We start from the raw sequence: 22,464 nt of genomic DNA, 5'->3' as shown, positions 1-22,464 counted from the left end.
CGGTTCGGATGGCCGGGCTTCCGCTGATTGCCATTGTCGATGACGACGCCTCGGCCCGCGCCGCCATGGCGGCACTGGTCGAAGCGATGGGTTTCGAGGCCTGCGTCTTCGCTGCTGCTGCCGATCTCCTGACATCGAGCGTGTTCCCGGCCGTTGTCGCCGTCATCGCCGATCATCGCATGCCCGTCATGAGCGGGCTCGAACTCTGTCTCGAAGTGAAGGAGCGCGCGGCCTCCACGCGTGCGATTCTGATCACAGCTTATCCCGACGCGACCACGGAACGGCATGCCCGCCGCAGCGGCCTCGACGGCTATCTGGCCAAGCCCTGCGATCCCGAGGCGCTGCTGGCTTGCCTCGGGACGAAGCCGGCCGAACCTCCCCCGGACGGCTCCCGTGGACGCCACCCTATCCCTGGGCAGGGGGTTACCGACACCTCCGGATAATTGCCCCGACGGGAGGGCGTTGCGTACCACTGCGCGTCATCGGGGCTTCGGATCGAAACGCCATGCTTCACGGGTCCGGCGATCGGCCCCGCCGAGCCCTTTCCGGACCATTCGCAAAAGGGGGACACGACATGCCGACCGCCAAAGCCGCTCCAGGCAAGCTCCTGCTGACGCCGCAGGATCACACGCTGATCATGATCGACTTCCAATCGCAAATGGCCTTCGCGACCAAGTCGATCGACGCCGTCCAGCTGCGCAACAATGCGGCCCTCGTCGCGCATGCCGCGGCCGGCTTCGGCGCCTCGACCATCCTGACCACGGTCGCCGAGAAGAGCTTCTCCGGCCCGATGTTTGAGGAGATCGGTCGCGCCTTCCCCGGCCAGAAGATGCTCGACCGCACCTCGATGAACACCTGGGAGGATGCCGGCGTCATCGCCCGCGTCAACGAGATCGGCAAGGGCCGTATCGTGCTCGCGGGCCTGTGGACCAGCGTCTGCATCGTCGGCCCGGCGCTCTCGGCGATCGACCAGGGCTTCGAGGTCTATGTCATCGCCGATGCCTGCGGCGACGTCTCCGACGAGGCGCATGAACGCGCGATCGAGCGCATGGTCCAGGCAGGTGCGCGGCCGATGACTTCGCTGCAATATCTGCTCGAGCTCCAGCGCGACTGGGCTCGTACCGCAACCTACGACCTGACCACGGGAATCGCGAAGTCATTCGGCGGCGCCTACGGGCTCGGCATCATCTACGCGAAGACCATGTTCGGCGCTCAGGAAGGACATTGACCATGCCATTCGTCACGACGAAGGACGGCGTCGAGATCTTCTACAAGGACTGGGGGCCGAAGGACGCCCAGCCGATCATGTTCCATCATGGCTGGCCGCTGAGCAGCGACGACTGGGACGCCCAGATGCTGTTCTTCCTGCACAAGGGCTATCGCGTCGTCGCCAGCGACCGGCGCGGCCATGGCCGCTCCGCCCAGGTTTGGGACGGCCATGACATGGACCACTACGCCGCCGACGCTTCCGCAGTCGTCGAGCACCTCGATCTCAGAAACTCCGTCCATATCGGCCATTCGACCGGCGGCGGCCAGGTCGCGCGGTATGTCGCGAAGCATGGCGAGCCGCAGGGCCGCGTCGCCAAGGCGGTGCTGGTCTCGGCCGTGCCGCCCCTCATGGTCAAGACGGCCGGCAATCCCGGCGGCCTGCCGATCGAGGTCTTCGACGGCTTCCGCAAGGCGCTCGCCGACAACCGGGCGCAGTTCTTCCTGGATGTCCCGACCGGGCCGTTCTACGGCTACAACCGGCCAGGCGCGAAGGTCGACGAGGGCGTGATCAGGAACTGGTGGCGCCAGGGCATGATGGGCAGCGCCAAGGCCCATTACGACGGCATCAAGGCCTTCTCCGAGACCGACCAGACCGGCGACCTCAAGGCGATCGGCGTGCCGACGCTCGTGGCCCATGGCGACGACGACCAGATCGTGCCGATCGGCGCCTCCGCGCATGAATCGATCAAGCATCTGAAGAACGGCACGCTCAAGGTCTATCCGGGCTATCCGCACGGCATGCTGACCACCCATGCCGAGGTGCTGAACGCCGACCTGCTCGCCTTCGTGAAGGGCTGAGCCCGGCCGATATCCGCTCCGGGGCGGCCATGCCGCCCCGGTCGCAGCCGTGGGGGATGCGATGAAGCTCTATCTGTTGTCGCTCGGCGCCGGCCTGCTCGTCGGCGTCCTCTACAGCCTCATGAACGTGCGCTCGCCGGCGCCGCCCGTGATCGCGCTGATCGGCCTGCTCGGCATCCTCGCCGGCGAGCAGATCGTGCCGATCGCCAAGCGGTTGGTCTCGGGCCAGGGGCTCAGCCTCGGCTGGCTGCAGCGCGAATGCGGCGAGCATGTCTTCGGCGCGCTCCCGGCACGCCAGCCCATCGACGACAAGGACAAGGGACAGGCCTGATGAGCCCGACGCGCCGCCAAACCACCTTCGGCGCTGCCGCCGGCGCCCTGACTGGCCTGCTCGGCAGCGCCAACGCCCAAACGCCCGGCCCGCAATCTACAGGCCCTGGAGCCCGCCCGATGACCGCCGATCTCATTCTCCGCAATGGCCGCTTCACAACGCTGGACCGCGGCAACCCGACCGCGAGCGCGGTCGCGATCAAGGACGGCCTCTTCCTCGCGGTCGGCAGCGAGGCCGAAGTGATGGCCCATGCCGGGCCGGACACCAGAACCATTGATCTCAAGGGCCGCAGCGCGCTGCCGGGCCTGATCGACAACCATCTCCACATCATCCGCGGCGGCCTGAACTTTAACATGGAGCTGCGCTGGGACGGCGTGCGCTCGCTGGCCGACGCGATGAACATGCTGAAGCGGCAGGTCGCGGTGACGCCGCCGCCGCAATGGGTGCGCGTCGTCGGCGGCTTCACCGAGCACCAGTTCGCCGAGAAGCGCCTGCCGACGATTGACGAACTCAACGCCGTCGCGCCCGACACGCCGGTCTTCATCCTGCATCTCTACGACCGGGCGCTGCTGAACGGCGCCGCGCTGCGCGCCGTCGGCTACACCAAGGACACGCCGCAGCCGCCCGGCGGCGAGATCACCCGCGACGCCAGCGGCAATCCGACCGGCCTGCTGCTTGCGCGGCCGAACGCCAATATCCTTTATGCGACGCTGGCCAAGGGGCCCAAGCTTCCCTTCGACTATCAGGTCAATTCGACCCGCCATTTCATGCGCGAGCTCAACCGGCTCGGGGTCACCGGCGCGATCGATGCCGGCGGCGGCTTCCAGAACTATCCCGACGACTATGCCGTCATCCAGAAGCTCTCCGACGACAACCAGCTCACCATCCGCCTCGCCTACAACCTGTTCACGCAGAAGCCGAAGCAGGAGAAGGACGACTTCCTCAACTGGACGAAGACCTCGAAATACAAGCAGGGCAGCGACTATTTCCGGCACAATGGCGCCGGCGAGATGCTGGTCTTCTCCGCCGCCGATTTCGAGGATTTCCGCGAGCCGCGCCCGGACATGCCGCCCGAGATGGAGGGCGATCTCGAGGGCGTCGTGCGCATCCTCGCCGAGAACCGCTGGCCCTGGCGTTTGCACGCGACCTATGACGAGACGATCTCGCGCGCTCTCGACGTCTTCGAGAAGGTCGACAAGGACATTCCGCTCAAGGGCCTGAATTGGTTCTTCGACCATGCCGAGACGATCTCGGAGCGCTCGATCGACCGCATCGCCGCGCTTGGTGGCGGCGTCGCGGTGCAGCATCGCATGGCCTATCAGGGCGAGTATTTCGTCGAGCGCTATGGCGCGGCCGCCGCCGAGGCGACGCCGCCGGTTGCACGCCTGCTGGAGAAGGGCGTCAGGACCTCCGCCGGCACCGACGCCACCCGCGTTGCCTCCTACAACCCCTGGGTTGCGCTTGCCTGGATGGTGACCGGCAAGACCGTCGGTGGCCTGCGCATGACGCCGCAGCGCAACTGCCTCGACCGCGAGACGGCGCTGCGGATGATGACCGAGAAGGTCACCTGGTTCTCCAACGAGGAAGGCAAGAAGGGCCAGATCGCGGTCGGCCAGTTCGCCGACCTGATCGTGCCCGACCGCGATTACTTCGCCTGCCCGGAGGACGAGATCTCGTTCATCAGCGCCGATCTCACCATCGTCGGCGGCAAGGTCGTCTATGGCATCAGGGACTTCGCCAGCGCCGACCAGAGCGCCCCGCCGCCGGCCATGCCGGACTGGTCACCTGTCCGCACCTTCAAGGGCTACGGCGCCTGGGGCGAACCGGACGGCGCCGGCAAGAACTCGCTGCGCCGCGCCGCGCTGAGCAATTGCGGTTGCGCCAGTTCCTGCGGCGTCCATGGCCATGACCATGCCGGCGCCTGGTCGAGCAAGCTGCCGGTCGGCGATCTCAGGAGTTTCTGGGGCGCGCTCGGCTGCGCCTGCTGGGCGGTATGAGCATGGCGGGCGACGGCCATCTCTCCGCGCCGAAGACCGGTGCTTTGCGCTGGTTCGCGCTTCTCTTACTCTGCGCCGCCTATATCCAGGGGCCGATCACCAAGATCCTCGATTTTCCCGGTGCCATCGCCGAGATGACCCATTTCGGCCTGACCCCGGCGCCACTCTTCGCGGTCGGCGTGATCGTCCTCGAACTCACCGCCACCGCGATGATCCTGATCGGCCACTGGCGATGGCTCGCCGCGCTGGCGCTCGCCGGCTTCACGCTCGTCGCGACCTTCATCGCCATCCGCTTCTGGGAACTGCCGGCAGGCCAGGGGCGGATGATGGCGACGAACAGCTTCTTCGAGCATCTCGGCCTGATCGGCGGCTTCATCATCGTCGCGCTGGACGATCTCGGGCGCCGGAAGAGCGCGGCACGATGAGTGCCGAAACCGCCTCGGGCTTCGCGCCGCTGCGCCAGAAGGTCTTCGCCGTGCTCTGGGCGGCGACGATCATCGGCAATATCGGCTCCTTCATGCGCGACGTCGCCAGCGCCTGGCTGGTGACCGACCTCTCCGGTGCGCCGGCCGCGGTCGCGCTGGTCCAGGCTGCGGCGACGCTGCCGATCTTCCTGCTGGCGATCCCGGCCGGCGTGCTCTCGGACATCCTCGACCGCCGCAAGTTCCTGATCGCGATCCAGCTCCTGCTCGGCTGCGTCAGCCTCTCGCTGATGGCATTGGCGAGCCTGGGCCAGCTCAGCGTGCCGGCGCTGGTTGGCCTGACCTTCCTCGGCGGTGTCGGCGCGGCGCTGATGGCGCCGACCTGGCAAGCGATCGTGCCGGAACTCGTCGGCAAGGCCGATCTCAAGAGCGCCGTCGCCCTGAACTCGCTCGGCATCAACATCTCGCGCGCCATCGGCCCGGCGCTGGGCGGGCTGATCCTCGCGGCCTTCGGCGCCGGCATGACCTATGGCGCCGACGTCGCGAGCTACGTCATCGTCATCGCTGCTCTGCTCTGGTGGCGGCGCCCGCAAGGCGCCGACGATGCGCTGAGCGAGCGCTTCACCGGAGCCTTCCGGGCAGGCCTCCGCTACGCCCGGGCGAGCCGCGAATTGCATGTCGTCCTGCTGCGCGCGGCGATCTTCTTTGCTTGCGCCAGCGCCGTCTGGGCGCTGTTGCCGCTGGTCGCGCGCAATCTGCTCGGCGGCGGTGCCGGTTTCTACGGCGTCCTGCTCGGCGCGGTCGGTGCCGGTGCGATCGGCGGCGCCGTGCTGCTGCCGCGCCTGCGCGCCCGGCTCGATGCCGACGGATTGCTGCTGCTATCGGCGATCGTCACCGCCGCCGTGATGGCGGCGCTGACGCTCGGCCCGCCGCAATGGCTCGCGATCGCCGTCCTGCTTCTGCTCGGCGCGGCCTGGATCGTCGCGCTGACCACGCTCAACGGCGTGGCGCAGGCGATCCTGCCGAACTGGGTGCGTGGCCGGGCGCTGGCGGTCTATCTCACCGTGTTCAACGGCGCGATGACGGCGGGCAGCCTGGGCTGGGGCGCGGTAGCGGAGGCCGTGGGCATTCGCGCAACGCTACTGATCGGCGCCGCGGCACTGCTGGTCGCCGGGCTCGTCATGCACCGGATCAAGCTGCCGGCCGGCGAGGCCGATCTCGCGCCCTCCAACCATTGGCCGGAGCCGCTGGTCGCGGCCGAGATCGCCCATGACCGTGGCCCCGTCCTGATCCTGATCGAGTACCGCGTGCCGCAGGCCGATCGGGAGCCTTTCCTGCGCGCGATCAACGCGCTCTCGGTCGAGCGACGGCGCGACGGAGCCTATGGCTGGGGCGTCACCGAGGACACGGCCGATCCCGACAAGCTGGTCGAATGGTTCATGGTCACGTCCTGGGCCGAGCATCTGCGCCAGCATCGCCGCGTCTCGAAGGCCGACGCCGACTTGCAGGGCGAGGTCAGGCGTTTCCATGTTGGGGAGGACGGACCCGTCGTGCGCCACTTCCTCCACCTCGATCCGCCGCCGAAAGAGGAGAGGGTGGGAGAGGGGGCGAAAGTATGACACGGCCGAAGCGTCTCCCGCCCGCCTCGTCCCGGAATCAGGCGATCTCCTGCCGGGTAGCCGGCGTCGCGGCGATCCAGCTTTCCAGGGCGCCCGCGTAGCTGGTGGCCGCTGCCGCCAGAGCCTCGGGCGTGAGCTTGTCCGCTTCGTAGACGATAAAGGGATCGGACCAGCAGAGGCCGCAGCGATGAGCGGTCGCGCACAGCGGTGCCATGAGCTCGATCATCGGGAACATGTTGCGCCCGCCCGGCGTGTAGGCTTCCGGCACGTTGCCGGCCGTGGCTGCGATCATCAGCGGGGTGCCTTCCAGCCGCCGGCCTTCCTGCTCGTAGGTGAGATAGAACATGCGGGTCAGGACCGCGTCCTGCCAGTATTTGAGCAGGGCCGGGGTCGAGTACCACTGGATAGGAAACTGCAGCACGATGCGGTCGGCGCACAGGAGCCGGGCAGCCTCGCGCTCGCCGTCCCGGAACAGCTCGATCCCATCGGGGTAGAGCGCCTGCATGTCGACGATCTCGACGCCGCGTACCTGGGCAGCCGCCGCGGCCAGAGCCGCATTGGCCTTCGAGCCCTTCAGGTCACGGTGAAACAGCAGGATGAGGGTCTTGGTCATGGTCGCCTCCTTTGCGATGGGGCGACTCTGTGACTGCAGCAAAAATTACTCCAATCGATTATAAATCTATCATATTATCTGCTTCATGAATTTAAGAGCAGTCGACCTCAACCTGCTTGTCGTCCTCGATGCACTCCTGGACGAGGCCCATGTGAGCCGCGCCGCGGACCGGCTGGGACTGTCTCAGCCGGCGGCCTCCGCGGCCTTGCAGCGCTGCCGGAACCTGTTCAGGGACGACCTTCTCGATCGCGGTCGCGGGACCATGCACCTGACGCCGAAGGCCGAGGCGCTGCGGGCCCCGCTCAAATCCTTGCTGGCAGGCGTGGCCGAACTGGTCGATCCTCCGGTGGTGCCGCTCTCGGAGATGCGCCAGACCATCCGGCTCACCACGGCGGATTACCCGGCGCTGTTCATCATCCCGCCGCTGCAGCAGGAATTGCAGCGCTCCGCGCCCGGGATCGACCTCGTGATCCAGCCCTGGCACGGTGCCGATGCGGCTCGCGCGGCCTTGATCGATGGCGCCAGCGACATCGCGATCTCGCTGTTCCCGCCGGCCGAGGATGACCTGCATCGCCAGGAACTCTTCGTCGAACACTATCGGGTCGTCATGCGCGCCGGGCATCCGGGAGCGGAGAGCTTCGATCTCGAAACCTGGCTGGCCTATCCGCACATCCTCGTTTCCGGCCGCGGCGACACACGCACGCCCGTCGATGCGGAACTCGCCGGGCGCGGCCTGTCGCGCCGTGTCGGGCTCGTCGTGCCGAATTTCCAGATGGTGCCCGGCCTGCTTCTGGGTTCGGACATGATCGCGCTGCTTCCGTCGCGGATCCTGAGCGACTTCGCCGGACTCGTCTCGTTCTCGCCCCCCGTTCCTGTCGCCGGCTTCCCCTTGCACCTGGCCTGGCATCACCGCCGCGCGAAGGATGCCGCGCTTCAACATGTCGCCGGCATTCTCAGCGGGTTGTTGCGCTGAAGACAACGGGGCCGGTCGATCTGCTGGCCCAGCTGGAGAGGGCCGCGATAGGAGGCCTGATAGCGGATATGTTTCCCTTGCCGGCCGCGTTCGCCTGCACGTGCGTCGCTTGGCCCGGCGCCTGGAATGGTGGCTGGGCGCTTCAAGAAATCGGGGCAAGGACGCACCCCGCCGTGCATCATCGCAGGCAGGTCGCGCATCGACCTCCGGCGAGGGCCCAAAAGGGCCTTGCTATCGTCATCTTGGGAGAGTCGGTCCCCACTTGGTAGCGAGGGGACGAGGCATTGCAGGGGCCTGGAGGTGATGCCGCGATATTAAAGCGGATACCACCTAACCTCTTGTCAATGCGGAACTCTTTCTCCTGCTGAGAAGAAAGAGTGGTGCCCAGGAGAGGACTCGAACCTCCACGCCCTTGCAGGCGCCAGCACCTGAAGCTGGTGCGTCTACCAATTCCGCCACCTGGGCAACGGCGGTTCGTTTACGGGGGCCGAGTCGTCCTGTCAACGGCCCTGTCGCGGCGAAATGAATTTGTTTTCGCCGCCCTGTGGAAACCGCCTTCGCGGATCATGCGGATTGCGGGCTGTTTTCCTCCGGAAGCCGGTGGACCCGCGTCAAACAGGGGCAGGGCCGCGTCGCGGATAGGGCGGAACGCCGCAGGGGCGGGATAGGGGAGGTGCTGACCGCAAAAGGCATTTCCACTTTGGCGGAACATGATCTAGGAGGGCAGAAGCATTCTAAACGGAGCTTTCGCGATGGCTTCCCAGGCCCCGGCCCAGCAACTCGTCACGGTCTTCGGCGGCTCCGGTTTCGTCGGCCGCCATGTCGTGCGTGCGCTCGTCAAGCGCGGCTATCGGGTGCGGGTTGCCGTCCGCCGGCCGGATCTCGCCAATTTCCTCCAGCCGATCGGCAGCGTCGGCCAGATCCATGCCGTTCAGGCCAATCTGCGCTATCCCGCTTCCGTCGCTGCCGCCGTGAAGGGGGCTGATGCCGTCGTCAATCTCGTCGGCATCATGCAGGAGCAGGGCCGCCAGAGCTTCCCGGCCGTGCAGGCGAATGGCGCGCGCGCCATCGCGCAGGCCTGCGCCGCTGCCGGCATCGCCCGTCTGGTCCATGTCTCGGCGATTGGCGCCTCCGCCGAATCGGCGTCGATCTATGCCCGCACCAAGGCCGAGGGCGAGGCGGCGATGTTCGCCTCCGTGCCGGGCGCGGTCGTGCTGCGTCCGTCGGTGATGTTCGGCCCCGAGGATACGTTCTTCAACCGGTTCGCCTCTCTCGTCCGCATGCTGCCGATGGTGCCGCTGGTCGGCGACGGCGCGACGAAATTCCAGCCGGCCTTCGTCGGCGACGTCGCCGAGATCGTCGCGCGCGCCGTCGATGGTGTCGTGGCGGGCGGCCGCGTCTACGAACTTGGCGGGCCGGAGGTGCAGAGCCTGCGCCAGATCTTCGAGGAGGTCTGCAAGGTGACCGGCCGCAAGCGCCTGCTCGCGCCGCTGCCGTTCCCGCTGGCGCGGATCATGGGCAGCGTCCTGCAGGTCGCCGACGGCCTGACGCTCGGCCTGATTCCGGACGAGCTGGTCATGACGCGCGATCAGGTTACGCTGCTCGAGAGCGACAATGTCGTCTCGGCTGAAGCCAAGGCGGAAGGCCGCGACTTCGCCGGGCTCGGGCTGGCGCCGACCTCGTCCGAGGCGGTGATCTCCTCCTATCTCTGGCGCTTCCGCAAGACCGGCCAGTTCGACGCGCTCCAGGCCCGCTGAACGGCCGGCGGAGCAGCCCCGTGTCGTTCGATCTCGTCATCTACGATTGCGACGGCACGCTGATCGATACCGAGACGCTCTATGGCGAGGTCAGCCTCGCCATGTGCCATGAAGTCGGGCTCGGCCACTGGACGCTCGACCATTATGTCGATCAGCTCGTCGGCATCCCCTGGGCCGACGGCATGAAGATCATCGAGGCAGCGCTCGGGCGGCCTCTGCCGAGTGATTTCGAGACGCGCATCGAGGATGCGGTCGCTCTCCGCCTAGAGGCCGAACTGCGCGCACTTCCCGGGGTACGCGAGGCGCTGACCGAGATGGCGGGGCGCCGCTGCGTCGCTTCCTCGACTGTGCTGGAGCCGCTGCGTCGCAATCTCGGACTCGCCGGCCTGATCGACTTGTTCGGTCCGCATGTCTTCTCGGCGTCACAGGTCGCGCGTGGCAAGCCGGCCCCGGATGTCTTCCTGTTCGCGGCGTCGCAGATGAGCGCCGAGGCCGGGCGCTGCCTCGTGCTGGAGGATTCGGTGCCGGGCGTGCTGGCGGCGAAGGCGGCGGGCATGCAGGTCGCGGGCTTCACCGGCGTCGCCCATGATAAGGCGCGCATGCGCGAGCGCCTGCTGGCGGCCGGCGCGGCGGGCGTCATCGACGATTTCAGGGAATGGCCGGCGGAAGCGGCGCGCCTTGCGGGGCTGCGCGCCGCTTAGGACCTGCTCTCAGAGCATGCTGGGCAGCACGCGATCCGGCGGCTTGTGGCCGTCCATGAAGGTCTTGATGTTGACGATGACCTTCTCGCCCATGTCGGCGCGGCCCTCATGCGTCGCCGAGCCCATATGCGGGAGCACCACGACCTTGTGCTGGCGCGCGAGCTTGAGCAGGCGCGGATTGACCGCCGGCTCGCTCTCGAACACGTCGAGGCCGGCACCGGCGAGCTCGCCAGCTTCCAGCATGCGGGCGAGCGCCGTCTCGTCGACGACCTCGCCGCGGGCCGTGTTCACCAGGATGGCGTCAGGCTTCATCAGCTTGAGGCGGCGCGCCGAGAGCAGGTGATAGGTCGCCGGCGTATGCGGGCAGTTGACCGAGACGATATCCATCCGCGCCAGCATCTGGTCGAGCGAATCCCAGTAGGTCGCGTCGAGCTTCTCCTCGATGCGCGGATCGACCCGGCGGCGGTTATGGTAGTGGATCGACAGGCCGAAGGCTGCGGCCCGCTTCGCCAGCGCCTGGCCGATGCGGCCCATGCCGACGATGCCGAGGCGCTTGCCGGTGATGCGCCGGCCGAGCATCCAGGTCGGCGACCAGCCGGCCCAGTCGTCGTCAGGGATGACGCGGGCGCCCTCGGCGATCCGGCGGGCGACGGCGAGAATCAGCGCGATCGTCATGTCGGCGGTGTCGTCGGTCAGCACGCCGGGCGTATTGGTGACGGTGATGCCGCGCTGCACCGCGCTGGCGACGTCGATATTGTCGACGCCGTTGCCGAAATTGGCGATCAGGCGCAATTGGTCGCCGGCCTGCGCGATGATGGCGGCATCGATCTTGTCGGTGACGGTCGGAACGAGCACGTCGGCGGTCTTCACCGCTTCGACCAGCGCGGCCTGCGACATCGGCTTGTCGTCGATATTGAGCTGGGCGTCGAACAATTCGCGCATCCGGGTTTCCACCACGGCTGGCAGCTTGCGCGTCACCACCACCACAGGCTTCTTCTTCGTCATGGCGGCACCCCTCCGTCATCGGCCGTATCGGCGGCATTTCCTCAACCCGCCATTAACCCTGGTGGCCCAGGAATGGGAGTTGCTGCGCGGCAGCATGTTTTGTCTAGGCGGCGGCGCGGCGGATGACAACTTGCCCCTTCGCCGGGGGCAAGCGGGATGCGAAGGAGAGTGGCGGCATGAAGGTCTCGTCGATGCGCTGCCTGGCCCTGGCGGCGCTGGCCCTCATCGGCCTGCCTGCGATCGCGTCCGCGCAGGATATGCAGGCGGGATCGGTCACCGGCTTGCCCGTGCCGCGTTATGTCAGCCTGAAGACGGACCGCGTGAACCTGCGCGAAGGTCCCTCGAAGGAGCACCGAACCCGCTGGGTCTATCAGCGCGCCGGACTGCCGGTGGAGGTCACCGCCGAATTCGAAACCTGGCGCCGCGTCCGCGATGCCGACGGCACCGAAGGCTGGGTGCTGCATAGCCTGCTCTCCGGCCGCCGGACGGCGCTCGTCGCGCCCTGGTCGAAGAAGAAGGACGAGAACTTCCCGATGCGCAGCGCGGCGAACGAAGAGTCTGCCGTCGTCGCCAGGCTGCAGTCCGGCGTCGTCGCCAGCGTCGCCTCCTGCACCAACACCTGGTGCCGCGTCAGCGTCGGCAATATCAACGGCTTCATCCGCCAGGAGCGCCTCTGGGGCGTCTATCCCAACGAAAAGGTCGACTAACGGCTGCCCCCGGCGCTACTGCGCCGCAAGCGTCATCAGCGGCCGGCCACCGCGATCGAGCAGGACGAGCCGGCCCGTTCGGCGCTCGAAGCTCCAGCGATGCACGCGCTCCAGCGTTTTGAGGAAACGCTGCTCCTGCGCCATCTTGTCGGGCTCGCAGGCCATCATCGTCGAGACCATGCGCGAGAACCGGATCACCCGGCCCTGAATGGTCGCGGTGCCGCCGAAGCCGTTGCAGCCGCCGCGGCCCGACACCTTGCCGTCCGCTGCGATGACGAGTGTGGTCGCGATCACGGCCGGGGTCTCGGCGCCGCCGAGGCTGGCGAGGCGCCAGTTCCCGACCGGCGAGTTGGTGGGCGCGGGAGGCTGCTCCTGTCCGGCCACGCGCTGGACCCAGATATCGGTATTGTCCGGGCCGCCCGTGAAGACGCTGTGCCGCTCCGTGGTGATGAAGAGCAACTGCCCGCGATGGGTGATCCGGGCCTGCAGCGCGTAGCTGTGCCGGGGATCGATCCGTCGGGAATCGAAGCGCAGCGTCCAGGGGGCGGGGATTCGCCGGCCCGAGACGCGGGTTTCGGCGATCGTGCGCGCCGGTGCATCGGCCAGTGAGACGTCGAGCAGCTTCACCTCGACGACGGCGCCGGGCGGCAGGGCGATGCGCTCGCGAAAGGAGACGGTACCGCGCAAGCTGCGCGGCGCGGACAGAGCGGGCGTAGCGGGGAGGGTGGCTGCGAGCAGAAGCCCTGCCAGCGCGCGGCGCGAGATCGGCGAATCGGTGAAAGCCATGCTCATCGTCTCCGGAACGGGCGGAGCTTATGTCAGCTGTCGATCTTGCGCAGCCGCACCACGACATCGACCCGCGCGATCTCGTAGCCTGCGGGCGGAACCGGCAGGCTGGCGACATCGATCTCGTCGGCTGGGATGTCGATCACCCGGTTCTCGCCATCGACGACGAAATGATGATGGTCGTGATCGGCCGTGTCGAAATAGGCCTTGGCGCCGTCGAGCGTGAGCTCGCGCAGGAGACCGGCCTCGGTGAACTGGCGCAGCGTGTTGTAGATCGTCGCGAGCGAGACCGGGATGCGCTCCTTCATCGCCTCTTCGAACAGCATCTCGGCGCTGACATGGCGCTGCCCCTTGGCGAAGAGCACCCAGCCGAGCGAGACGCGCTGGCGGGTCGGCCGCAACCCGACGCGCCGGAGCTTCTGGCGAATGTCGTTGAAGGGGCAGCCCTGCCGCACCGGCGTTCCGTAACCCTGGTCCTGGGAGGTCAGGTCGCTCATGCCTCGTTCTTAACCCCTTATGCGCAACGAACGTCCGGACGCTCCGCCTGTAGAGTGGATTCTTATTCGACAAATGTAAGGTCTTGGTTCCCGGGTCGCAAGCGTAGAGCCCGGCCCGGGCTCCTGACGGTTCTTGTCCGTCCTGGCTCCGATAAGGCCGGTCCTGTCGCAGGCGAGGGCCAGTCATGATCGAGGCGGCGCATCTCTGGATATTCTTCCTGTTCGTCTTCGGGATCGTGATCGTTCCCGGAATGGATATGACCGTGGTGCTCGCCAATGCGCTTGGCGGCGGCCGGCGCGATGGCCTGCTGGCGACATGCGGTGTCATCGCTGGCGGAGCTTGCCATGTCGTCGTCGGCGCGCTGGGCGTCGGCGTCGTGCTGCAGCTCTGGCCGGCGGCGTTCCGGCTGATGCTGCTGGCCGGAGCGATCTATGTCGCATGGCTCGGCTTCGGTCTGTTGCGCGGCGGCGCTGCGATGCAGGCGATCCGTGAGCGGCTCAGCGTGAGCGCCTGGGCCGCCTTTCGCAGCGGCGCTCTCACCAACCTGCTCAACCCCAAGGCCTACCTGTTCATGCTCGCGGTCTTTCCCCAGTTTTTGCGGCCCGAGCTTGGCTGGATCGGGGCTCAGGCGGTTGCGCTCGGGCTGGTCATCGCTGCCACGCAGTTGCTGGTCTATGGCGGGCTGGCGCTGGCCATTGCGCAGGCGCGCAGCACCTGGACGGGGCGGGATATTGCGGTCGACCGCATCGGGCGCGGCGTCGGCGCCCTCCTGATCGTGGTCGCGGCCTGGACGCTGTGGCAGGGATGGCGTGGATTTTGAGGGGTCCCCCGGGCTGAAGATCGCCTGCGCCCTTTCGTTTCCGGCTGACGCTGTGTTAGCACGGCAGGCGAGACACCGGCCGAATCCGGCTTGTGCGAGGGAGCCTCACGGGAATGCAGCGTCAGTCGTCTTTCAGCTACGAGGAGATCCTCGCCTGCGGTCGTGGGGAACTGTTCGGGCCGGGCAATGCGCAGCTGCCGCTGCCGCCGATGCTGATGTTCGACCGGATCGTCGAGATCGCCGAAGAGGGCGGCGAGCACGGCAAGGGCCTCGTCCGCGCCGAATTCGATATCAAGCCCGACCTCTGGTTCTTCGACTGCCATTTCAAGGGTGATCCGGTGATGCCGGGCTGCCTCGGGCTCGATGCGCTCTGGCAGCTCACCGGCTTCTTCCTCGGCTGGCTCGGCCTGCCGGGCCGCGGCCGCGCGCTCGGCGTCGGCGAGGTCAAGTTCGCCGACCAGGTCCTGCCTTCGGTCAAGAAGGTCGTCTACGGCGTCGATTTCAAGCGCGTCTTCAAGTCGAAGCTCGTCCTCGGCATCGCCGATGGTTGGCTGGAGGCCGATGGCAAGCGCATCTACACGGTCAGCGACATGCGCGTGGGCCTGTTCAAGCCGGAAGCGGCCTGAGGAAAAACGTAGCCCGACCTTGCGTGCAGCTGCCGCTCGGTCCATTTGCGCGGTATGTATGCAGGGCGGCCGGGCTTGTCCCGCCGCGCGCTGACAGCTGGAGTAAGCGAGCATGAGACGCGTCGTCGTCACCGGGATGGGCATCGTCTCGTCCATCGGCAACAACACGCAGGAGGTCCTGGCCTCGCTGCATTCGGCGAAATCGGGCATCTCCCATGTCACCGAATTCGCCGAGCACGGCTTCCGCAGCCAGGTCGCGGGCGTGCCGACGCTCGATCCCGCGACCGTGCTCGACCGGCGCGCCATGCGCTTCCACGGCGGTGGCTCGGCCTGGAACCAGGTCGCGATGGAGCAGGCGATCGTCGATGCCGGGCTTGAGCCCGCCGAGATCAGCAACGAGCGCACCGGCATCATCATGGGCTCGGGCGGTCCCTCGACCCGCGCCCTGATCGATGCCTATGACAAGGCCCGCGAGAGCGGCTCCTCGAAGAAGGTCGGCCCCTTCGCCGTGCCCAAGGGCATGTCCTCGACCGCTTCGGCGACGCTGGCGACCTGGTTCAAGATCAAGGGCGTCAACTATTCGATCTCCTCGGCCTGCGCGACCTCCAACCACTGCATCGGCAACGCCTATGAATTGATCCAGTGGGGCAAGCAGGACGTCATCTTCGCCGGCGGCTGCGAGGAGCTGGACTGGACGCTCTCCGTCCTCTTCGACGCGATGGGCGCGATGTCCTCGGACTTCAACGGCACGCCGGCCCGCGCCTCGCGCGCCTATGACGTCGCCCGCGACGGCTTCGTCATCGCCGGCGGTGCCGGTGTCGTCGTGCTGGAGGAGCTCGAGCATGCCAAGGCCCGCGGCGCCAAGATCTATGGCGAGATCGTCGGCTATGGCGCGACCTCTGATGGCTACGACATGGTCGCTCCGTCGGGCGAAGGTGCGGTGCGCTGCATGCGCATGGCGCTCGAAGGCGTGAAGAGCAAGGTCGACTACATCAATCCGCACGGCACCTCGACCCCGGTCGGCGACGGCAAGGAGATCGAGGCGATCCGCGAGGTCTTCGGCGCCGGCGACAAGGCGCCGCCGATCTCGGCGACGAAGTCGCTGACCGGCCATTCGCTCGGCGCCACCGGCGTGCAGGAGGCGATCTACTCGCTGCTGATGCTCAACAATGACTTCATCTGCGAGAGCGCCCATATCGACGAGCTCGACCCGGCCTTCGCCGATATGCCGATCGTGCGCAAGCGCATCGACAATGCCGGCCTGGGCACCGTGCTCTCGAACTCCTTCGGTTTCGGCGGCACCAACGCCACCATCGTGATGAAGCGGCTGGAGGTCTGAGAGCGCCATGCTCTTCATGGTGATCGAGCATTTCGATCAGGCCCGCGTGAAGGATGTCTACGCCCGCTTCCAGCATAGCGGGCGGATGGCACCGGCCGGCGTGCGCTATGTCGAAAGCTGGGTCTCGGCCGATCTCGGCCGCTGCTTCCAGATCATGGAATGCGACGATATCGCCCTGCTGCAGGAATGGGTCCTGCAATGGAACGACCTCGTGCGTTTCGAGATCGTGCCGGTCTCCACCTCGAAGGCCGCCGCTGCCGCGATCACCAAGATCGACTAGCCCAAGACCTGCCAATGCCGGGGCCGGCAATGGCCCGGCAATGCTGATACGCCGTTCAGAGTTCGACCGACCAGACCCGCCGACTTTCCTCCGTTCTCCCGCTTCGGGCCAGCCCTGAAGACCCTTCCGAGTTTGCCATGCTCCCGCTGATGCACAACAAGCGCGGCCTCATCATGGGCGTCGCCAATCAGAATTCGATTGCCTGGGGCATTGCCCGCACCCTTCACGCCCATGGCGCCGAGATCGCCTTCACCTATCAGGGCGATGCGCTCGGCAAGCGCGTCCGGCCGCTGGCTGAGAGCATCGGCTCGAAGCTGGTCGTGCCCTGCGATGTCGAGGACACCGCGTCCGTCGATGCCGCCTTCGCGACGCTCGACGAGGCCTGGGGTGGCGATCCCGAGCGCAACACGCTCGATTTCATCGTCCATGCCATCGGCTTCTCCGACAAGAACGAGCTCAAGGGGCTCTATGCCGACACCAGCCGCGAGAACTTCTCCCGGACGATGGTGATCTCCTGCTTCTCCTTCACCGAGATCGCCAAGCGTGCGGCCGAGCGGATGCCGAAGGGCGGCAGCATGATCACGCTGACCTATGGCGGCTCGACCCGGATCATGCCGAACTACAACGTCATGGGCGTCGCCAAGGCGGCGCTGGAGGCGAGCGTGCGCTATCTCGCCGGCGATTACGGCCCGCGCGGCATCCGCGTGAACGCACTCTCGCCCGGGCCGGTGCGGACGCTGGCCGGCGCCGGCATCTCCGATGCGCGCGCCATGCTGTCCTGGCAGCGCGCGAATTCGCCGCTGCGCAAGTCGGTTTCGCTTGAAGAGATCGGCGGCTCGGCGCTCTATTACCTCTCGGATCTCTCCGGAGGTGTCACCGGCGACGTCCATCATGTCGATGCCGGCTATCACATCACCTCGATGCCGGCGCTGGATTCGCTGCGCGCGGCCGATAGCGGCAACGGCGATTAGCCGGAACCCCAGGGCCGGGGCGCGGTTTTCCTTTGATCGAAAGGAGGGTGCGCGATGGTCATGGTCAAATACGAGGTGGTCGAGCACGACGGTGGCTGGGCCTACAGGGCAGGCGGAGCCTTGTCGGAAACCTTTCCGACGCATGACGCGGCGCTGAAGGCGGCGACCCGCGCCGCTGCCCGCCAGACGGTGGCGGGAACCACCGACGGCATCGTCTACCAGGACCAGAACGGCCGCTGGCACGAGGAGCTGGCGGATGGCCATGACCGGCCCGCGACCCGGGTCGTCGACGGCGGCTGAGGGCGGTTCATCAGATGACGGCACGAGGGCCGCGGTGCGGCCCTTTCGCTTTCGCCTGCGGTGGGCTCAACGCGCAGTGAAGAAGGTCAGCAGCACCTTGTTCTTCTCGCCGAGCAGGCAGAGGAAGCGGCGCGGCTTGTCCGAGCGGTCTGTCCGTAGATAGGCCTCGCCCATGACGATCCGCGTGATCGGGATGTCCTCGATCTTCGATTCCGACACGGCGACCGTGGCGCTGTCCTCGTCGATATAGATGTCCTTGATTTCCGGCTCTTTGGCATGGAGCGTCTGCAGCGCGGCGGCCTTGCAGGTCGCGACCTCCGGCGTCGCCGGCTTCTCGCTCTTCGGTGGGACTTCTTGTGCGATGGCGGGCGCGGAGAGGGCGGCGGAGATCAGGGCAGGGACGAGGAAGCGCAGCATGCGATGAGCACTCAGGTTGATCGGTGAGTGCTGAACGCTTCAGAGCGGCGCTGGTTCAAAGAGCGGTGTCATCCCGTGCGCGCTGCGGCACGAAGTGCTGCTGCGCAGACACGGGACCGTGCGCCGGACTAAGCTCCATTTCTCAGGACCGGATCCGCGATGACCGCCCGCATCTACGCCGTCTACATCCTCGCGACGCGCAAGGACGGCCCGCTCTATATCGGCATCACCAGTGATCTCGAACGCCGGATCGCCGAGCACAAGGCCCACGCGATCAAAGGACACGCGGCGAAGTACAACATCGACCGGCTCGTCTATGTCGAAACCTTCGACGACCCGAACCAGGCGATCGAGCGTGAGAAGGTTCTGAAGAAGTGGCGCCGCGCTTGGAAGATTGCGCTGATCGAAAAGGAAAACCCGGCGTGGACTGACCGCGCCGGGTGATTGGAGCCTTTATCGTCTTGCGGTCCCGTGTCTGCGCAGCGGCATTGCATGCCGCAGCGCGCACGGGATGACGCGCTTCAGAAACGGGGCTTTTAGAGCCCCAGCTTCTTCTTCCGCTGGCCGAGCGTGCGCAGGCGCAGCGCGTTGAGCTTGATGAAGCCGGCCGCATCGCGATGGTCGTAGGCCACCGCGCCTTCCTCGAAGGTGACGAGATCCTGATCGTAGAGCGAGTAGTCGCTCGACCGGCCGATGACATGGACGCCGCCCTTGTAGAGCTTGAGGCGCACGTCGCCGGTGACGAACTCCTGGCTCTTGTCGATCAGGGCCTGCAGCATCTCGCGCTCCGGCGAGAACCAGAAGCCGTTATAGATCAGCTCGGCATATTGCGGCATGATCTGGTCCTTGAGATGCGCCGCGCCGCGGTCGAGCGTGATCGACTCGATGGCGCGATGCGCCGCGTGCAGGATCGTGCCGCCGGGCGTCTCGTACATGCCGCGCGACTTCATGCCGACGAAGCGGTTCTCGACGAGGTCGAGCCGGCCGATGCCGTTGTCGCGGCCGAGATCGTTGAGCTTGGCGAGCAGCGTCGCGGGCGAGAGCTTCTCGCCGTCGATCGCGACCGCATCGCCCTTCTCGAACGAGACCGTGACGATGGTCGGCTTGTCCGGCGCGTCTTCCGGCGAGATCGTGCGCGAGTAGACGTAATCCGGCACCTCGACCGCCGGGTCCTCCAGCACGCGGCCTTCCGACGAGGCGTGCAGCAGGTTGGCGTCGACGGAGAACGGCGCTTCGCCGCGCTTGTTCTTGGCGATCGGGATCTGGTGCTGCTCGGCGAAGGCGATCAGCTGTTCGCGCGAACGCAGGTCCCACTCGCGCCAGGGCGCGATCACGACGACGTCGGGCTTCAGCGCATAGGCGGTCAGCTCGAAGCGGACCTGGTCGTTGCCCTTGCCGGTCGCGCCATGGGAGACGGCGTCGGCGCCGGTCTTCTCGGCGATCTCGATCAGCTTCTTGGCGATCAGCGGCCGCGCGATCGAGGTGCCGAGCAGATAGACGCCCTCATAGGCGGCGTTGGCGCGGAACATCGGGAAGACGTAGTCGCGCACGAATTCCTCGCGCAGGTCCTCGATATAGATGTTCTCTGGCTTGATGCCGAGCAGCAGCGCCTTGTCGCGCGCCGGTCCGAGCTCCTCGCCCTGGCCGAGATCGGCGGTGAAGGTCACGACCTCGCATCGATAGGTGGTCTGCAGCCATTTGAGGATGATCGAGGTGTCGAGACCGCCGGAATAGGCGAGGACGACCTTTTTCACGCTGCTGTCAGCCATCTGTTCAATTTCCTTCTGGCAGCCCCCATGGGCCGCGTTTCGGACGCAATGGCGCACTATCGCAGCGTTCGGGGCGAAGCAATCGGAACCTTCTGATCGATCCCGCGTCGTCCGGTGATGGATGGGCGCGGGGCGGATGCGTCGTCCCTCCATTCCACAGGCGCCATTCGCGGCGCTTGCGGTCGCGTTGCGAAGAGCGCAGGCTCGATCGGGCGCGACACGACATGACGACCTGTTCGGAGGCTGAATGCCGAATCGTCCCGTTCTGGACTTCTGGTATGAGTTCGCGTCGCCCTATTCCTGCTTGAGTGCCCTCAGAATCGAAGAGTTGGCTGAGAAAGCCGGTGTCACCTTGCGCTGGCGCCCCTTCCTGCTCGGGCCGATCTTCGCGGCGCAGGGCTGGAACACCTCGCCTTTCGCGCTCTATCCCAGCAAGGGCCGCTACATGTGGCGCGACACGGCGCGGCGTGGGCGGCGGCAGGGCGTCACGATCGTCAAGCCCGAGAATTTTCCCCAGAATTCGCTGACGGCCGCGCGGCTGGCGCTCGCCGGCCGTGACGGCGGCTGGACGCCGACATTCTCGAAGGCGCTGTTCCGCGCGCATTTCTGCGAGGGCCGCAACATCGCCGAGGAGGCCGTGCTGAGCGCCGCGCTGAAGCAGGCGGGCAGCGATCCCAATGTCGCCATGCCGCTCTCGCGTAGCGAGGAGATCAAGGGCCGCCTCAAGGCCGAGATCGAATATGCCAAGTCGATCGGCATCTTCGGCGCGCCGTTCTTCGTCGCTGGCGACGGCGAACTCTTCTGGGGCGACGACCGCCTCGAGGAAGCGCTGGAATGGGCGACGGACGGGCGGTGATCCCACAACCGCCGTCATCCTCGCGCTATCCCGCTCCCGGTGGCATCGAGAATCTCGGCCTCGCCCCGGACGATAAGCTCTGGGCGGTCGGCGAAGCCGGCACGCAGCGCTGGAATCGCTGGAGCACCTTCTATCCGCTGGTCTTCGAGATCGACCCGGCGAAGCTCGCCGCCTGAGCCAGGCCGTTCGCCGCTGTCAGGTCTGGTTGTTCGTCTTCAAGCAAGTCGGGCTGGAGGCCGATCTCCAGATGCCGTTGATCTTGCATCCGCTATAGGGAGTCGAGCAGAGGCGCGCCACGCAGGCGCTGGGATTGTTGCCCGTCTTGCACTTCTGCTCGCAGGAGGCGTTCATCTGCGAGCATGAACTTCGCACGGCCTGACATGCTTCCTGCGCGCCAGCGCTCTGATAGCTTGCCAGCAGGGCATAAAGGCCGAGCGTGATCGCGAACACCGCTTTCATCGCCATCCTCCGTGTTGACCTAGCGTAAGATAGGCCGACGGTGCAGCGATCGTCCACGGATTGCGCGATGCAGATGGGCTACCCGGCCGGAGGCCTCTGCCAGGGGCCACGCGCTGCGGTTTCCTCGACCATCGTCGGCAGGTCCTGCCGTTCGCCGATCTTCGGCGGGTGCGGGGGCATCGCCGGCATCCGCCCGCCGGCGGTCTCGACCAGCGCCTGCACGCGCTTGGTGACGGACGGGTGGGTCGAGAACAGGTCGGCGAAATCGTCCGGGTCGTTCTCGAAGCACATATCCATCACGCCGGACGGCACGCCCTCGATATCGGCCCGGCCGGAGATCTTGAGCAGGGCGGAGATCATCGCATCCGGGTTCTTCGTCAGTTCGACCGCCCCGGCATCGGCGAGATATTCGCGCGAGCGTGACAGCGACAATCGGATCAGGATCGCCAGGAACCAGGAGATCGCGATCACGGCGATGCCGACGATGATGGCAAGCCCGTTGCCCTTCTTGCCGTCGTCGGAGGACATCCTGATCCGGCTGCGTCCGAAGCCGCGGAAGACGAGCTCCCCGATGAAGGAGACGACGCCGGCGATCACCACGGCGATCACCATCAGGCGGACGTCGCCATTGCGGATATGGGTGAGTTCATGCGCCAGCACGGCCTCGACCTCGGCGTCGTTGAGCTGGGCGAGAAGCCCGGTCGTCACGCTGACCGTGAACTGGCTGTCGTTGACGCCGCTGGCGAAGGCGTTGAGCGCATCGCTCTCGATGATGGCGAGCTTCGGCATCGTCAGCCCGCGCGAGATGCAGAGATTCTCCAGCATCCGGTAGAGCTTGGGGTTGTCCTCGCGCGCCAGCCCCTTCGACCCGGTGACCGCGTTGATCATCGCGACATTCATGCGGAAGCCGATGAAGACCCAGAGCATCGCGCCCGCGGTGATGAGGGGGAACCACGAGCGGAAGACGCGGCCGGCCTCGCCGAAGGCGGTGCGTCCGCGCGGCACGCCGCCATAGCCGAAGGCGACGAGCAGCAGGCCCCAGGCGGTGAGATAGACGAGCAGGAAGAGCCCCGCGATCAGGAGGTTCGACCTGATCCGGTTATTGCGCTGGTGGGTGTAGAGCCCGAAGGCCTCGGCCATCGCAGCAGCTC

Annotated in this window: 28 protein-coding genes and 1 tRNA gene; 20 read left to right on the top strand and 9 right to left on the bottom strand. The window is 66.8% G+C overall.

Going from position 1 to position 22,464, the window contains the following annotated elements; genetic code table 11:
* The first annotated feature begins 8 nt into the window (after positions 1–8).
* From AC3WMA_RS06685 to AC3WMA_RS06655, 7 genes are all read left to right on the top strand, one after another.
* Entirely contained in the window at positions 9–443 is a 435-nt protein-coding gene (locus AC3WMA_RS06685) for a response regulator (RefSeq protein WP_492284577.1), read from the top strand.
* A gap of 131 nt (positions 444–574) precedes the next feature.
* Positions 575–1,228 (top strand): hydrolase, encoded by a 654-nt coding sequence (locus AC3WMA_RS06680; protein ID WP_492284576.1) that lies wholly within the window; start codon positions 575–577, stop codon positions 1,226–1,228.
* A gap of 2 nt (positions 1,229–1,230) precedes the next feature.
* Complete coding sequence (locus AC3WMA_RS06675; RefSeq protein ID WP_492284575.1) at positions 1,231–2,067, top strand: alpha/beta fold hydrolase; 837 nt, start codon at positions 1,231–1,233, stop codon at positions 2,065–2,067.
* Between the two features lie 61 nt (positions 2,068–2,128).
* The gene (locus tag AC3WMA_RS06670) at positions 2,129–2,398 is read left to right on the top strand and encodes a XapX domain-containing protein (RefSeq protein ID WP_492284574.1); all 270 of its coding nucleotides are present in this window, start codon (positions 2,129–2,131) and stop codon (positions 2,396–2,398) included.
* Entirely contained in the window at positions 2,398–4,395 is a 1,998-nt protein-coding gene (locus AC3WMA_RS06665) for an amidohydrolase (RefSeq protein WP_492284573.1), read from the top strand. Before AC3WMA_RS06670 ends, AC3WMA_RS06665 begins: the two co-directional genes overlap by 1 nt.
* Before the next feature lie 2 nt (positions 4,396–4,397).
* Entirely contained in the window at positions 4,398–4,820 is a 423-nt protein-coding gene (locus AC3WMA_RS06660; RefSeq protein ID WP_492284572.1) for a DoxX family protein, read from the top strand.
* Positions 4,817–6,436: an MFS transporter gene (locus tag AC3WMA_RS06655; RefSeq protein WP_492284571.1), complete on the top strand. Its 1,620-nt coding sequence runs from the start codon at positions 4,817–4,819 to the stop codon at positions 6,434–6,436. Before AC3WMA_RS06660 ends, AC3WMA_RS06655 begins: the two co-directional genes overlap by 4 nt.
* 37 nt (positions 6,437–6,473) lie before the next feature.
* Here the strand turns inward: AC3WMA_RS06655 and AC3WMA_RS06650 are convergent, their stop codons facing one another.
* Positions 6,474–7,049 (bottom strand): NAD(P)H-dependent oxidoreductase, encoded by a 576-nt coding sequence (locus AC3WMA_RS06650; protein WP_492284570.1) that lies wholly within the window; start codon positions 7,047–7,049, stop codon positions 6,474–6,476.
* 85 nt (positions 7,050–7,134) lie between these two features.
* Here AC3WMA_RS06650 and AC3WMA_RS06645 point away from each other — a divergent pair, with 85 nt between their 5' ends.
* The gene (locus AC3WMA_RS06645; RefSeq protein WP_492284569.1) at positions 7,135–8,022 is read left to right on the top strand and encodes a LysR family transcriptional regulator; all 888 of its coding nucleotides are present in this window, start codon (positions 7,135–7,137) and stop codon (positions 8,020–8,022) included.
* A gap of 378 nt (positions 8,023–8,400) precedes the next feature.
* Here the strand turns inward: AC3WMA_RS06645 and AC3WMA_RS06640 are convergent.
* Positions 8,401–8,487 (bottom strand) — tRNA-Leu (locus tag AC3WMA_RS06640).
* Positions 8,488–8,774: 287 nt separating this feature from the next.
* Between AC3WMA_RS06640 and AC3WMA_RS06635 the strand changes: the two genes are divergently transcribed.
* Positions 8,775–9,779 carry a complex I NDUFA9 subunit family protein gene (locus AC3WMA_RS06635; RefSeq protein WP_492284568.1) on the top strand — a complete coding sequence of 335 codons (1,005 nt, stop codon included), beginning with the start codon at positions 8,775–8,777 and terminating at the stop codon, positions 9,777–9,779.
* A 20-nt stretch (positions 9,780–9,799) separates the two neighbouring features.
* On the top strand, positions 9,800–10,480 hold the full coding sequence (locus AC3WMA_RS06630) for an HAD family hydrolase (protein WP_492284567.1): 681 nt from the start codon (positions 9,800–9,802) through the stop codon (positions 10,478–10,480).
* Positions 10,481–10,489: 9 nt separating this feature from the next.
* Here the strand turns inward: AC3WMA_RS06630 and AC3WMA_RS06625 are convergent, their stop codons facing one another.
* Complete coding sequence (locus AC3WMA_RS06625) at positions 10,490–11,485, bottom strand: 2-hydroxyacid dehydrogenase (RefSeq protein WP_492284566.1); 996 nt, start codon at positions 11,483–11,485, stop codon at positions 10,490–10,492.
* A 176-nt stretch (positions 11,486–11,661) separates the two neighbouring features.
* Between AC3WMA_RS06625 and AC3WMA_RS06620 the strand changes: the two genes are divergently transcribed.
* The gene (locus AC3WMA_RS06620; protein WP_492284565.1) at positions 11,662–12,192 is read left to right on the top strand and encodes an SH3 domain-containing protein; all 531 of its coding nucleotides are present in this window, start codon (positions 11,662–11,664) and stop codon (positions 12,190–12,192) included.
* A 15-nt stretch (positions 12,193–12,207) separates the two neighbouring features.
* Here AC3WMA_RS06620 and AC3WMA_RS06615 read toward each other — a convergent pair whose 3' ends face one another.
* The gene (locus AC3WMA_RS06615) at positions 12,208–12,978 is read right to left on the bottom strand and encodes a YbaY family lipoprotein (protein WP_492284564.1); all 771 of its coding nucleotides are present in this window, start codon (positions 12,976–12,978) and stop codon (positions 12,208–12,210) included.
* A gap of 32 nt (positions 12,979–13,010) precedes the next feature.
* Positions 13,011–13,475, bottom strand: a complete 465-nt coding sequence (gene irrA, locus AC3WMA_RS06610) for an iron response transcriptional regulator IrrA (RefSeq protein WP_306226588.1) — start codon at positions 13,473–13,475, stop codon at positions 13,011–13,013.
* Positions 13,476–13,660: 185 nt separating this feature from the next.
* Between irrA and AC3WMA_RS06605 the strand changes: the two genes are divergently transcribed.
* The 6 genes from AC3WMA_RS06605 (at position 13,661) to AC3WMA_RS06580 (ending at position 17,812) form a co-directional block, all read left to right on the top strand.
* Positions 13,661–14,296, top strand: coding sequence for a LysE family translocator (locus AC3WMA_RS06605; protein ID WP_492284563.1), 636 nt, complete (start codon positions 13,661–13,663; stop codon positions 14,294–14,296).
* A gap of 113 nt (positions 14,297–14,409) precedes the next feature.
* Positions 14,410–14,922, top strand: coding sequence for a 3-hydroxyacyl-[acyl-carrier-protein] dehydratase FabA (gene fabA / locus AC3WMA_RS06600; protein WP_047578039.1), 513 nt, complete (start codon positions 14,410–14,412; stop codon positions 14,920–14,922).
* A 112-nt stretch (positions 14,923–15,034) separates the two neighbouring features.
* Positions 15,035–16,261 carry a beta-ketoacyl-ACP synthase I gene (fabB, locus tag AC3WMA_RS06595; protein WP_257735365.1) on the top strand — a complete coding sequence of 409 codons (1,227 nt, stop codon included), beginning with the start codon at positions 15,035–15,037 and terminating at the stop codon, positions 16,259–16,261.
* A gap of 7 nt (positions 16,262–16,268) precedes the next feature.
* Entirely contained in the window at positions 16,269–16,541 is a 273-nt protein-coding gene (locus tag AC3WMA_RS06590; RefSeq protein ID WP_492284562.1) for a DUF3303 domain-containing protein, read from the top strand.
* A 137-nt stretch (positions 16,542–16,678) separates the two neighbouring features.
* The gene (fabI, locus tag AC3WMA_RS06585; RefSeq protein ID WP_492284561.1) at positions 16,679–17,512 is read left to right on the top strand and encodes an enoyl-ACP reductase FabI; all 834 of its coding nucleotides are present in this window, start codon (positions 16,679–16,681) and stop codon (positions 17,510–17,512) included.
* 54 nt (positions 17,513–17,566) lie between these two features.
* Complete coding sequence (locus AC3WMA_RS06580) at positions 17,567–17,812, top strand: DUF2188 domain-containing protein (protein WP_492284560.1); 246 nt, start codon at positions 17,567–17,569, stop codon at positions 17,810–17,812.
* A 66-nt stretch (positions 17,813–17,878) separates the two neighbouring features.
* Here AC3WMA_RS06580 and AC3WMA_RS06575 read toward each other — a convergent pair whose 3' ends face one another.
* Positions 17,879–18,229, bottom strand: a complete 351-nt coding sequence (locus tag AC3WMA_RS06575) for a hypothetical protein (RefSeq protein ID WP_492284559.1) — start codon at positions 18,227–18,229, stop codon at positions 17,879–17,881.
* 159 nt (positions 18,230–18,388) lie between these two features.
* Between AC3WMA_RS06575 and AC3WMA_RS06570 the strand changes: the two genes are divergently transcribed.
* The gene (locus AC3WMA_RS06570; RefSeq protein ID WP_492284558.1) at positions 18,389–18,673 is read left to right on the top strand and encodes a GIY-YIG nuclease family protein; all 285 of its coding nucleotides are present in this window, start codon (positions 18,389–18,391) and stop codon (positions 18,671–18,673) included.
* A 92-nt stretch (positions 18,674–18,765) separates the two neighbouring features.
* On the opposite strand, the gene AC3WMA_RS06565 is transcribed toward AC3WMA_RS06570, so the two are convergent.
* Positions 18,766–19,998 (bottom strand): argininosuccinate synthase, encoded by a 1,233-nt coding sequence (locus AC3WMA_RS06565; RefSeq protein WP_257735359.1) that lies wholly within the window; start codon positions 19,996–19,998, stop codon positions 18,766–18,768.
* Between the two features lie 247 nt (positions 19,999–20,245).
* On the opposite strand from AC3WMA_RS06565, the gene AC3WMA_RS06560 reads away from it, so the two are divergent.
* Together AC3WMA_RS06560 and AC3WMA_RS06555 are read left to right on the top strand one after the other, a co-directional pair.
* Positions 20,246–20,854 (top strand): 2-hydroxychromene-2-carboxylate isomerase, encoded by a 609-nt coding sequence (locus tag AC3WMA_RS06560; RefSeq protein WP_492284557.1) that lies wholly within the window; start codon positions 20,246–20,248, stop codon positions 20,852–20,854.
* A complete protein-coding gene (locus tag AC3WMA_RS06555; RefSeq protein ID WP_492284556.1) occupies positions 20,833–21,030 on the top strand; it encodes a hypothetical protein in 198 nt (65 codons plus the stop codon). Before AC3WMA_RS06560 ends, AC3WMA_RS06555 begins: the two co-directional genes overlap by 22 nt.
* Before the next feature lie 19 nt (positions 21,031–21,049).
* On the opposite strand, the gene AC3WMA_RS06550 is transcribed toward AC3WMA_RS06555, so the two are convergent.
* A complete protein-coding gene (locus AC3WMA_RS06550) occupies positions 21,050–21,313 on the bottom strand; it encodes a hypothetical protein (protein ID WP_492284555.1) in 264 nt (87 codons plus the stop codon).
* A 78-nt stretch (positions 21,314–21,391) separates the two neighbouring features.
* Positions 21,392–22,453, bottom strand: a complete 1,062-nt coding sequence (locus AC3WMA_RS06545) for a M48 family metallopeptidase (protein WP_492284554.1) — start codon at positions 22,451–22,453, stop codon at positions 21,392–21,394.
* Between the last annotated feature and the right edge of the window lie 11 nt (positions 22,454–22,464).

Source organism: Allobosea sp. FW305-C-101 (genome assembly GCF_058783685.1).
The sequence above is the reverse complement of the archived record's forward strand: the minus strand, read 5'-3'. Positions and strand labels throughout refer to the sequence as shown.

Excerpts from the sequence above, each read along its gene's own strand:
- AC3WMA_RS06620 (WP_492284565.1), top strand. The coding sequence starts at position 11,662 with ATGAAGGTCTCGTCGATGCGCTGCCTGGCCCTGGCGGCGCTGGCCCTC.
- AC3WMA_RS06665 (WP_492284573.1), top strand. The coding sequence starts at position 2,398 with ATGAGCCCGACGCGCCGCCAAACCACCTTCGGCGCTGCCGCCGGCGCC.
- AC3WMA_RS06660 (WP_492284572.1), top strand. The coding sequence starts at position 4,398 with ATGGCGGGCGACGGCCATCTCTCCGCGCCGAAGACCGGTGCTTTGCGC.
- AC3WMA_RS06565 (WP_257735359.1), bottom strand. The coding sequence starts at position 19,998 with ATGGCTGACAGCAGCGTGAAAAAGGTCGTCCTCGCCTATTCCGGCGGT.
- AC3WMA_RS06560 (WP_492284557.1), top strand. The coding sequence starts at position 20,246 with ATGCCGAATCGTCCCGTTCTGGACTTCTGGTATGAGTTCGCGTCGCCC.
- AC3WMA_RS06615 (WP_492284564.1), bottom strand. The coding sequence starts at position 12,978 with ATGGCTTTCACCGATTCGCCGATCTCGCGCCGCGCGCTGGCAGGGCTT.
- AC3WMA_RS06650 (WP_492284570.1), bottom strand. The coding sequence starts at position 7,049 with ATGACCAAGACCCTCATCCTGCTGTTTCACCGTGACCTGAAGGGCTCG.
- AC3WMA_RS06645 (WP_492284569.1), top strand. The coding sequence starts at position 7,135 with ATGAATTTAAGAGCAGTCGACCTCAACCTGCTTGTCGTCCTCGATGCA.
- AC3WMA_RS06680 (WP_492284576.1), top strand. The coding sequence starts at position 575 with ATGCCGACCGCCAAAGCCGCTCCAGGCAAGCTCCTGCTGACGCCGCAG.
- AC3WMA_RS06580 (WP_492284560.1), top strand. The coding sequence starts at position 17,567 with ATGGTCATGGTCAAATACGAGGTGGTCGAGCACGACGGTGGCTGGGCC.
- AC3WMA_RS06605 (WP_492284563.1), top strand. The coding sequence starts at position 13,661 with ATGATCGAGGCGGCGCATCTCTGGATATTCTTCCTGTTCGTCTTCGGG.
- AC3WMA_RS06550 (WP_492284555.1), bottom strand. The coding sequence starts at position 21,313 with ATGAAAGCGGTGTTCGCGATCACGCTCGGCCTTTATGCCCTGCTGGCA.
- fabB (WP_257735365.1), top strand. The coding sequence starts at position 15,035 with ATGAGACGCGTCGTCGTCACCGGGATGGGCATCGTCTCGTCCATCGGC.
- AC3WMA_RS06625 (WP_492284566.1), bottom strand. The coding sequence starts at position 11,485 with ATGACGAAGAAGAAGCCTGTGGTGGTGGTGACGCGCAAGCTGCCAGCC.
- AC3WMA_RS06685 (WP_492284577.1), top strand. The coding sequence starts at position 9 with ATGGCCGGGCTTCCGCTGATTGCCATTGTCGATGACGACGCCTCGGCC.
- AC3WMA_RS06635 (WP_492284568.1), top strand. The coding sequence starts at position 8,775 with ATGGCTTCCCAGGCCCCGGCCCAGCAACTCGTCACGGTCTTCGGCGGC.
- AC3WMA_RS06675 (WP_492284575.1), top strand. The coding sequence starts at position 1,231 with ATGCCATTCGTCACGACGAAGGACGGCGTCGAGATCTTCTACAAGGAC.
- AC3WMA_RS06545 (WP_492284554.1), bottom strand. The coding sequence starts at position 22,453 with ATGGCCGAGGCCTTCGGGCTCTACACCCACCAGCGCAATAACCGGATC.
- irrA (WP_306226588.1), bottom strand. The coding sequence starts at position 13,475 with ATGAGCGACCTGACCTCCCAGGACCAGGGTTACGGAACGCCGGTGCGG.
- AC3WMA_RS06570 (WP_492284558.1), top strand. The coding sequence starts at position 18,389 with ATGACCGCCCGCATCTACGCCGTCTACATCCTCGCGACGCGCAAGGAC.
- AC3WMA_RS06575 (WP_492284559.1), bottom strand. The coding sequence starts at position 18,229 with ATGCTGCGCTTCCTCGTCCCTGCCCTGATCTCCGCCGCCCTCTCCGCG.
- AC3WMA_RS06670 (WP_492284574.1), top strand. The coding sequence starts at position 2,129 with ATGAAGCTCTATCTGTTGTCGCTCGGCGCCGGCCTGCTCGTCGGCGTC.
- AC3WMA_RS06655 (WP_492284571.1), top strand. The coding sequence starts at position 4,817 with ATGAGTGCCGAAACCGCCTCGGGCTTCGCGCCGCTGCGCCAGAAGGTC.
- fabI (WP_492284561.1), top strand. The coding sequence starts at position 16,679 with ATGCTCCCGCTGATGCACAACAAGCGCGGCCTCATCATGGGCGTCGCC.
- AC3WMA_RS06590 (WP_492284562.1), top strand. The coding sequence starts at position 16,269 with ATGCTCTTCATGGTGATCGAGCATTTCGATCAGGCCCGCGTGAAGGAT.
- fabA (WP_047578039.1), top strand. The coding sequence starts at position 14,410 with ATGCAGCGTCAGTCGTCTTTCAGCTACGAGGAGATCCTCGCCTGCGGT.
- AC3WMA_RS06555 (WP_492284556.1), top strand. The coding sequence starts at position 20,833 with ATGGGCGACGGACGGGCGGTGATCCCACAACCGCCGTCATCCTCGCGC.